The 9,090-nt window shown below is 61.5% G+C and carries 9 protein-coding genes; 1 reads left to right on the top strand and 8 read right to left on the bottom strand.

Going from position 1 to position 9,090, the window contains the following annotated elements:
* The 7 genes from SH809_15735 to SH809_15705 all read right to left on the bottom strand — a co-directional run.
* Positions 1–350: DUF3131 domain-containing protein (locus SH809_15735; protein MDZ4701161.1), on the bottom strand; the 350-nt coding region annotated here is incomplete at its 3' end.
* 70 nt (positions 351–420) lie between these two features.
* Positions 421–855, bottom strand: a complete 435-nt coding sequence (locus SH809_15730) for an ATP-binding protein (GenBank protein MDZ4701160.1) — start codon at positions 853–855, stop codon at positions 421–423.
* Between the two features lie 8 nt (positions 856–863).
* Positions 864–1,202, bottom strand: coding sequence for an STAS domain-containing protein (locus tag SH809_15725; GenBank protein MDZ4701159.1), 339 nt, complete (start codon positions 1,200–1,202; stop codon positions 864–866).
* Between the two features lie 142 nt (positions 1,203–1,344).
* Positions 1,345–2,736 carry a UTP--glucose-1-phosphate uridylyltransferase gene (locus tag SH809_15720; GenBank protein ID MDZ4701158.1) on the bottom strand — a complete coding sequence of 464 codons (1,392 nt, stop codon included), beginning with the start codon at positions 2,734–2,736 and terminating at the stop codon, positions 1,345–1,347.
* Positions 2,737–2,870: 134 nt separating this feature from the next.
* The gene (locus SH809_15715; GenBank protein ID MDZ4701157.1) at positions 2,871–4,427 is read right to left on the bottom strand and encodes a sigma-54 dependent transcriptional regulator; all 1,557 of its coding nucleotides are present in this window, start codon (positions 4,425–4,427) and stop codon (positions 2,871–2,873) included.
* A gap of 177 nt (positions 4,428–4,604) precedes the next feature.
* Positions 4,605–4,826, bottom strand: a complete 222-nt coding sequence (locus SH809_15710) for a hypothetical protein (protein ID MDZ4701156.1) — start codon at positions 4,824–4,826, stop codon at positions 4,605–4,607.
* Positions 4,827–4,914: 88 nt separating this feature from the next.
* Entirely contained in the window at positions 4,915–5,121 is a 207-nt protein-coding gene (locus SH809_15705) for a hypothetical protein (protein ID MDZ4701155.1), read from the bottom strand.
* 339 nt (positions 5,122–5,460) lie between these two features.
* On the opposite strand from SH809_15705, the gene SH809_15700 reads away from it, so the two are divergent.
* Entirely contained in the window at positions 5,461–7,239 is a 1,779-nt protein-coding gene (locus SH809_15700; protein MDZ4701154.1) for an SLC13 family permease, read from the top strand.
* A gap of 15 nt (positions 7,240–7,254) precedes the next feature.
* Here the strand turns inward: SH809_15700 and SH809_15695 are convergent.
* The coding region (locus SH809_15695) for an outer membrane beta-barrel protein (protein ID MDZ4701153.1) at positions 7,255–9,090 on the bottom strand (1,836 nt) is incomplete at its 5' end.

The raw sequence follows: 9,090 nt of genomic DNA, 5'->3' as shown, positions 1-9,090 counted from the left end.
TCGTTGAACGCGCCTATTTCGATGATACCGAGGCGATGCGCGGCGACCGAGGCCAGCAGGTACGATCCGATGTCCTCTACATGGACCATTCGGTCGCCGGCGACCGATGCTGGCAGCCCTGTCCGCGGAGATGTGTTGCGCTCGAAGTACTGCCACGCGGCGGCGGCCCAGCGGACCTCCTCGGCCGAAAGGGGTTGCGGGTGGCGAACGGGAATGGCGGTGTCGGACTCGACGAACCGGCGCCAGGCCGAAGCGCGATCCTGTTCGACCCGCTGGTAGACGATCCACGCGAACATGCCCAACGCGGCCACAGCACAAACGCCGAGGGCGTACGAGAGGTAGCGGAGCATCCGTTCACGGCGGCGTCGTCCGCCCCGACGCGAGCGTCGGCGATAGGGGGAGTCGCTGTTCACCACGAGTTCACCAGGGTATCGATTTGATCAGCGTTAGACGGTTGACGCCATCGGTGCGTTCGTACGTGATACGATCCATTACCTCGTGCATGATGAATAACCCCATGCCCCCTTCCGGCCAGGTATCGACTACCTCGCTGTCGAAGGTGAAGGTATTGGATAAATTGCCCGGGCGCGGTTTACCCTCGTCGCGGATCTCGATGAGCAACTGGTCGGGCTGAAACGTCAGCCGGACCTGTACGGAGGCGTCCGGCTGAAATTCATAGGCGTGTTCGACCACATTATTGAGCGCCTCGATGACGCCCAGTTCAATGCGATAACTTTCGGCCTCCGAAAATCCGGCGAGCGGGCAGAGCACGCGCAGCGACTCGCCGATGAACTCGATACAGTCCAGCCGGCTCGGGATTTCGAGTGCCACCGAACGCGGTGCATCGAAGTTCATGGGGTCGCTCACCCGGCAAAGGCTTCGAGCGCTTCCGGCTCGGATTGGTGCATTTTGAAGATGCGGTCCATGCGCGTGAGGCGGAAGACATCCGCCACGGCCGGCCGAACCCCGAAGAATACCATCGAGCCGCGGTCCCCCAGCAGCTTCATGGAGGTCACGAAGGCCCCGAGCCCGCTGCTATCAATGAAGGTGACCGAGCCCATGTCGATGGCGATATGGAAAACCCCGGCGTCGAACTTCTTGAGGAAGCCGGACTTGATGGCGACGGCGTTTTTGGCGTCCAATCGTCGTTCGAGGATCTCCAAGACGAGTATCTCCCCTACCTTGCGTTCCCGAAATCTCATGGGTTTTCCGAAGGATGATCGTGCAGCAGTTCACTGCATCAAACATCGTCGAAACACCGGAAAACTTAAGGTCTATGGAACGTTGCTCGTTTGAACGTTGAACGTTGGCGTATTGAACGTTGAGCACAAAAACGTTCAACGATCAAACGTTTGCCTTTCCCTCCAGCGTGGCGCCGTCGGGCAGGACGACCGTTTCGGGATGCTCGTTGACGAGGTGCACGTCCCCGATGAGCCGGACGCCGCGGCCAAACCGGATGCTGCCCTCGACGCGGAGGGAGGTGCATTCCTGGAGCGAGGGGGTCCCGTGGGGGGTGTGGGCCGCGAGTTGGTCGACGGTGCGGTAATACCTGGGGTCGAGGGTGACCACCGGGACGTGAGCGCCGCGTGTCGGATGCAGGGCGATTGTGAAGTCGGGCAGGAGGACGTAGGCGTCGGACTGGACGGCGAGCAGTTCGTTGGTCGTTTTGACAGGTGCGAAGCGGACGCGCGGGACGCGGATGGCGCCGGCGCCCTCAAACAGGGCAATGGCCGCCCCCATCGCCGTCTCCAGCTGGAACACCGGGGTCGAACCCGAATCGCGCGGGTCGACGGTTTTGGCGTTTCGGATCATCGGGAGTCGGAGGACGCCCTCGTTGGCCTCGATGAGGCGTTCGAGCGCCTGGATGTCGATCCAGAGGTTGTTCGTGTTGAAGAAGCGGTGGCGTTCGATGTCCTGGAAGAATCCGGCATCCTCGTCCGGGCACTGAGCTGATTCTCGTAGGAGGAGTCCGCCGTCCGGATGAAGGGCAAGGTGTCCGCCTTTGCGGTCGGCCGGCGTGCGGTCGGCCACTTCCATCATAAACGGGAGGCGGCGCGAGGCGAAATAGCCGAGGATAGCCTCGTCGACGGAAGCGCCCAGGTTATCGCTGTTCGACACAAACAAATAGCGGTAGCCGGCGTCGAGTAGGGCTTCGAGCATCCCGCTGGTGACAAGGGCCGTGTAGATATCGCCGTGGCCGGGTGGGCACCATTCGAGCTGGCGGTTGTGGGGCCAGTCGACTGGCGACAGGTCGTGCCGGGCGATCTTCGGGACCTTATGCTGCAAAAAATCCAGCGGCAGCGACCGGCTCACGCCGTGGTAGGCCGCGAGGAGACGGCGGGAATCGTCGGCCGTGGAGAAGCTGTTCATCAGCACCAGCGGCATGGCGCGGCTGAGCGCCTGGCGGGCGATCACATCCAGAAAAGTGAATCCTTCCTTGACGGGCAGTAGTGATTTGGCGCGTTCCAGGCCCATGCTGGTCCCCAGGCCACCGTTGAGCTTGAGCATCACCGTATGTGGCAACGCATCGGCTCCTGCGCGGCGGTCGGCGTCGGTCAGGTGCTCGCTATCGGGCAGGCTGTCGACCGGGCGGATGGCGTGTTCGCGGATGAGGCCTGTCTCGCCACTCAGGAGGTGCTCGAAGTAGTGCGCGAACGCACGGATGGCTATTTCAGGTAGGCCTTCCGCCTCCATCCGCTCGCGGTGCGGGGCAAAAGTAAGACGTACGCTCGACATGAAGAAGAGATCGATGCAGGTAAGACGTGTATGGGGCCACAGTGGCCGGAGACACCGGAAGGAAGGGGATGGGTCGATCTATCCGATGCCCTCTTGTTCGAGGGAGACGCGCTGGAGTTCCCGCCGGTTGCAGATCAGTCGCCACGGTAGGGGTCGCGGCGGATTCCAAGCCGGCGCATTCGTCCCCGTAATGTGTTGGGGTTGATGCCCAGCAGCTGCGCAGCGCCGTTTGGGCCTTCGATGCGACCATTCGTGAGTGAAAGCGCCCGGCTGATGTGGCCGGCCATCGCCTCGTCTATCGTCGGAAACGGCCCGGCTGAAACGCTGTGCATCGACAGTTTCGGATCCGCCATACTCTGTAATTTAGTGCCCATCGCGCTCGCGATCTCGAGGCGATGGCCCCCACCCAGGATGGCGGCTCGTTCGATGACGGCCGACAACTCGCGCACGTTGCCGGGCCATGGATAGTGTTCCAACAGCACGAGGTCTTCGCTGGTAGCGCTGAGCGGGGCGCCGCCAAAGCGGAGGCCGGCGTTCCGGGCGAAGTAGGCGACGAGGTCGGGCAAATCCTGCAGGCGGGAGCGCAGCGGCGGCAGGTAGATCGGGAAGACGCTGATGCGGTACCACAGATCTTCGCGAAACTGGCCGTTGGCGATCAGTTGCTCCAGGTTGCGGTGTGTCGCGGCGACGATGCGCACGTCGGCGGTGCGCGTCTGGCCGCCGCCGACGCGTTCGTAGGAACCATCTTGCAGGACACGCAGGAGGCGGACCTGCGCCGGCAGCGGCAGTTCGCCAATCTCATCCAGAAACAACGTGCCGCCGTCCGCCCGTTCGAACCAACCGCTCCGCTGGGCCATGGCGCCGGTGAAGCTGCCCTTTTCGTGGCCAAACAACTCGGAGTCGATCAGTTCGAGTGGAATGGCGCCGCAGTTCACGCGGACGACGGGGCCATTCCGCCGGCTGGAACGCATATGGATGGCGCGGGCGATCACCTCTTTGCCAGTGCCAGTTTCCCCAAGGATGAGCACGGGCACACTGGTGACGGCCACCTGATCCACCCGGGCCATCACCGGCGACAGGGTGCCCGCGGCGCCGACGATTTCGTCCAGGATGTCCTGCCGGCCCAGACGCGAGAGCAGGGCGCGCTTTTCCGCTTCGAGCGCTTCGCGGAGGCTCAGCAGTTCGCGTAACCGGCGGTGATTTTCGAGAGCGACCGTAAAAGGGTCGAGCAGTGAAGTAAAGATGGCTTCATGTGCATCGTTCAGCGCGCCGGGTATCTGGCTGGCCATCAGCAGCACACCGCACACGCCCTGATCGTTCAACAGCGGGCCCGCCAGGACGTCGCCCTGCAGGTCGTTCGGAAGCAGGAGCCGGCACAGCGGAGCGTGGGAGCCACGGCGGGTGCGGAGCACCTGACGTTCTCGGCACCAAGACTGGAATTGCTCCAACTGCGCCGGCGTCAGGCTCGTCCGCGCGTGACGAGGGACGGGCACCCCACCGTGTTGCCCGACGGCTTCGGTCTCGAGGATTGACTCGACAGGGTCGATCCGGCGAACCACCAGGAGATCGGCTGGCAGCCGACGACGCACGAGTGCGGTCAGCCGGAGCATCGACTCGCTCAACTCGATGTGCCGACAGGCCTCGCGCCAGATCTGGAGTTGGAATCGTTCACCGGAGGCAGTAGTGGGCATAAAGGGGCCTGACATGGATCACCAACGGCTCAGTGACGCGCCTGCGTCCGGCAACCGCCGTATATGACGGATCGGTCGTCACATGCGATGGCTTTAGCGGACAATTAGGGTACTGGGGCTCGCTCCTGTACGGATCTCTCTAGAACTTCTGGGGTCATATGGCACCTCAACACGCCCCTAGAAGGCGATCTGGAATCGTGTGAGCACGGTGTGCTCGGTCGGCCTGCGTCCGGCGCCGCCGGCGGCCTCAAAGGTGGTCTGCTCGTAATTCAGCTTCGCCGGTTTGAGCATGCCGTAGCTGGCGTCTTCACCCGTCAGGGCAATGCTGGTGGCCACCTGCCATGCCCGGTTCTGGAGGCTTGCCGTGAGGCTGTCGGTGGCTAACTCCTGCTCCGACACGGCATATTCCGCCAGCAGGCCGAACGGGCCGGCGTATAGATAGCCCTGAGGGATGATGCGGGTGTTGCGGCCTTTAGCGACGGCGGCCTCATCCGCTGGCGTCGGCTTTCACCGTGGCGCCCTCCGCCTTCTTCGGGGACGCCTGCGCCGCGCCGCCTTCCGCGGACGACGGTGTGGTTTCAGGTGCCGTCGCCGGGGCCGAGACCGCGGGTATCCAGGCCTGCGCCCGAGCGGTAAAGGAGATGGGCAGGGCCAGTAGGATCACAACGACGAGTGACAAATGTGCGATTATCATGAAGAATCGGACCGTATGGTGTGTTCGTTCAGAAGGATGACGTGGCGAGAACGCCCTGGTATGGACGCATCATGTAAAGAGCGTGCCAACCGAACCGATCACAAACGCTAAGTACTTTATTAGTAATAGTATAAGCCAAGTTTCGACTCACGCTACCTGAGGAGCAGCCATGGTATATGACGGCTTTACCTGTTAAATAGGGTGGTTCCGAAACAGGTAGTGACTCTATTGCACGCCGGCGCCGCGGTCTGAAAATCTGAAACGGGTGCGACATGGAACGATCCTACACATACCGATGTAGAGTTTCGGCATTTTCAGATATAGCATCTCTCGAATCGTATGTTTGCATCGCTCGGTTGGGAAGCGTGGGTAACGCTCGGGGTCATTCTCCTCATGTTGATTGCCCTGGTGCGGGGCATGGGGCGCCCTGAGATCATCCTTTTTGGCAGTCTCGGGCCTCTCCTTGTGCTCGGCATCCTGACGCCGGAGCAGGCCTTTGCCGGCCTGTCGAATAGCGCCCTGCTGGCTGTCGGCGCCCTGTTCATCGTCGCGGCCGGCGTGGAGAACACGGGGGCGCTGAGTTTCTTCGACCGTCTCATCTTCCCGAATTCGAGGAATATGACGGTGACGACCCTTCGGCTGATGACCACCACGGCGGCCATGTCCGCCTTCCTCAACAATACGCCGATCGTGGCGATGCTCATTCCACGCGTCCGTTCGTGGTGCGAGCGTAACAAAGTGGCGCCGTCGAAGCTGATGATTCCGCTGTCCTATGCGGCGATTATCGGGGGCATGACGACCCTGATTGGCACGTCGACGAACCTGCTCGTGGCCGGGCTCATGGAGTCGTCGGGATACAAAGGATTGGGGATGTTTGATCTGGTATGGGTCGGCGGGCCGGCGGCGATTGCCACGATCCTGTATTTCGGCTTGATCGGCTATCGGTTTCTGCCGGATCGTCGCGAACCGGGTGGAAGCGACGATGAGGGGATGCTCCAATTTCTGTTTGAGATGGAGATGCCTGGCGGCTCGTCGCTGGTGAGCAAGACGGTGGAAGAAGCGGGACTGCGTTCACTGGGCGATGCCTTTCTGGCCCACGTGATCCGCAACAAGGAGATTGTTCCTGCCTCGCCTGAAATGGTGCTTCGCGAAGGCGATATCCTGGCGTTTCGCGGGAGCCCGGCCGTTCTCGAGCATCTTCAGGAGCGTCACGGCCTTCGCTCCGTCCTGGAGAGCGTGGAGTCCGCCGGTCACATGACCCTCCCCATCTTCGAGGCGGTTATTGCGCCTACGTCCCGCCTCGTAGGTAGAACGCTGGTGGATGTGAACTTCCGCGAGGAATACCAGGGCGTTGTGCTGGGGATCTACCGTGAGGACGAAAGTATCGACAAATCCATAGGCCGGGTTGTGCTACAGGCCGGCGACCTGCTCCTGATCGAAGCCCGCAAAGGCTTCGACAAACGCTGGAATAAGAATCGTGAGGAGTTCTACCTGGTGGCGCCGCGTCGGGCGGAGCGCGTCAAGCCGCAACCCGGAAAGGCGCCCCTGGCGTTGTTCATCCTACTGGCCGTCATCACCGTGGCGGCACTAGGATATGCGTCGATCGTCACGACTTCCTTTATCGGTGCGTTGGCGATGATCGGGACGCGCTGCCTCCGGGGGCGAGACGCCAAGTCTGCGGTGGACGTGCCGGTGTTGCTGGTCATCGCGGCGGCGCTCGGGCTCGGCAAAGCGATAGAAAGTACAGGACTCGCAGAGGCAATAGCGCTATTCCTAACAGAGAATGGCAGCGCCTTCGGCGTGATCGGGATCGTATCCGCCGTCTATATCGCCACGAGCCTGCTGACCGAGGTGATCACCAATAATGCGGCGGCGGCGCTGATGATAGGTGTTGGACTGGAAGCATCGACCACGCTCGGGGCGCCACCCGAGGCCTTCGCGCTGGCCGTGGCGGTGGCCGCTTCAGCCAGCTTCCTTTCGCCGATCGGATATCAGACGAACATGATGGCCATGGCTGCCGGCGGGTATAAGTTCTCTGACTTTTTCCGCGTAGGGCTCATCGTCAACATCGTGGTCGGCGTGACGACGCTCGTCATGATTTCGTATTTATGGTTGTGAAAAACGCCGGAGTCATTATCCTCTCGGCGCCACCGATGGCGCGGGCGCGCCGAAGTTGCGGATGCGGTAGGTAAAGTTGAGGAGCACGTAGCGGCCAAGGACATTCGACTGGTTGTCTTCCACGTAAAACTCGTTGACGGTCCGCACGATGCTGGTGTTCTGGTTGAGGATGTCGGACACCATCAGTTTCACCTCTCCCCCATTTCCCTTTAGGAATTTATAGCCCAGGCCGGCGTTCCACACCAGGTTGTCCTGGTCGTAGTCCTCCCCGAGCCCGGAGTACTGGATGGCGTTGAGGTCGGTATTCAGCACCCACGACTTCCCGAGGATCAGGTTGATGCGCGCGCCGGTCCGGTGGTACATGTAGTTGGCGTCGAGCTCCGGGTATACGGAATTGCGGGCAATGCTGTAGGTGAGATTGTAGGTCAGCGTGAAGTCGATTTTTTCGCTGATGTTACTTCCGATGACGGCCCCACCGTTGATGGCGTGTGTGTCCGAAATATTCCGCTGGTTATTGATGAGGCCCGGCGCGTGGGTGAGCGAGTAGCCGGCGTTTACGTTGACGTTACTTTTCAACCAGCCGGTAGGCAGGCCGGCGGTCATGAACGTCCGCGCGCCCCAGTAGCCATCCAGGTTGACCGGCCGCGTAAACTGCGAGCCCTGCGCGAGGACGACACCGGGAGCGATCGTGGTGTCCTGAATCGCGATGATCGACTCCGTGCCGATGTTGTTCGTCCCCTGGTTGAAGCTGGCAAACGTCATGAAGACGCGCCCTGTCGCCGGCTGGGTCTTGTTGAACCGCGCGACCATAAAGTGGGTGTAGCTCTGCTGAAGATCCGGGTTGCCGCTGCTGATTCGGAGCGGGTTCGAGTTATTGATCACGCTCTGGAGTTGGGAGATGGACGGCGTATTGGTGGACGTCCGATAGAACACCCGCAGGTTGTCGGTCTGGCTAAACCGGTAGTTGTACATCGCCTGAGGGAGCACGTCCTGGAAGGAGCGGCTGACGCCGTAGGTTGTCGGGAAGGTCTGGTTACCGGTGAGTTGGACGTCCTGCCCGTCGACGCCGACGGTGAGCATGGATTTTTCGCTGCGCAGCATGTAGCGCAGGCCAGCGCGCTGGCGCACCGAGCGGCTGTCGAACACTGTAGATAACGTTGGATCGAGGATACTGTATTGCACGGTGACCTCGTCCAGGGAGTTGGTCGTCCGGTCCGCGTCGCTGTTCGACACCGACGGGCTGTAGTTGAACTGGAGCTGACCGCGTTTACCGATCGGTTCGGTGTACTCGATGCTACCGGAGACGGTGGTGCTCACTTCGGCATTGCGGGAACGCTGATCGAGCACGATGAGGCGATCCACGGCGTCGTAGAACTCGCTCGATGCCAGCTGTTCGGCATCGCCGTTGCGGTCGTTCAGGCCCAGGCTGACGTTGACGGAGGCCGTCCGACCGGCTTTGGGGAAACGGTGCCGGAAGAGCAGGTTGCTGTTGGACGAGAGGCCGCGGTTGTGCGACAGGTAATCGTTGTTCGTGGCGCTCAACGGATCGCCAACCAGCGTATTCAGGCCTTGCAGTAGGCTCGCGGCGGAATTGATCTGGTAACTCACGCGCGGCGTGAAGATAAGCGAATTGGTTTCGTCGATATCGTACTGAAGCCGCAGATTCAGCCGGTGGTTGGTGTTGTCGGTATCGGATGCGTTGGTTTCGTTGTAGAGCTGCGTCGTGGCTTCGGTGAGGAAGTATTCGCGGTCGAGCAGGACGCTGCTCGTGTTGTCGGACCGGTTGAAGAAATAGCTTCCGGTCAGGCGCACCTTCTCGCCCCACCGATCCGAATAGTTGAGGCCAAACGC

It is taken from the genome of Rhodothermales bacterium, assembly GCA_034439735.1.
Lineage (GTDB): Bacteria > Bacteroidota > Rhodothermia > Rhodothermales > JAHQVL01 > JAWKNW01.
This window is presented reverse-complemented; position numbering and strand designations above follow the sequence as displayed.

Coding starts and splice junctions, on each gene's coding strand:
- SH809_15730 (MDZ4701160.1), bottom strand. CDS start 855: ATGAACTTCGATGCACCGCGTTCGGTGGCACTCGAAATCCCGAGCCGG.
- SH809_15725 (MDZ4701159.1), bottom strand. CDS start 1,202: ATGAGATTTCGGGAACGCAAGGTAGGGGAGATACTCGTCTTGGAGATC.
- SH809_15720 (MDZ4701158.1), bottom strand. CDS start 2,736: ATGTCGAGCGTACGTCTTACTTTTGCCCCGCACCGCGAGCGGATGGAG.
- SH809_15715 (MDZ4701157.1), bottom strand. CDS start 4,427: ATGCCCACTACTGCCTCCGGTGAACGATTCCAACTCCAGATCTGGCGC.
- SH809_15705 (MDZ4701155.1), bottom strand. CDS start 5,121: ATGATAATCGCACATTTGTCACTCGTCGTTGTGATCCTACTGGCCCTG.
- SH809_15700 (MDZ4701154.1), top strand. CDS start 5,461: ATGTTTGCATCGCTCGGTTGGGAAGCGTGGGTAACGCTCGGGGTCATT.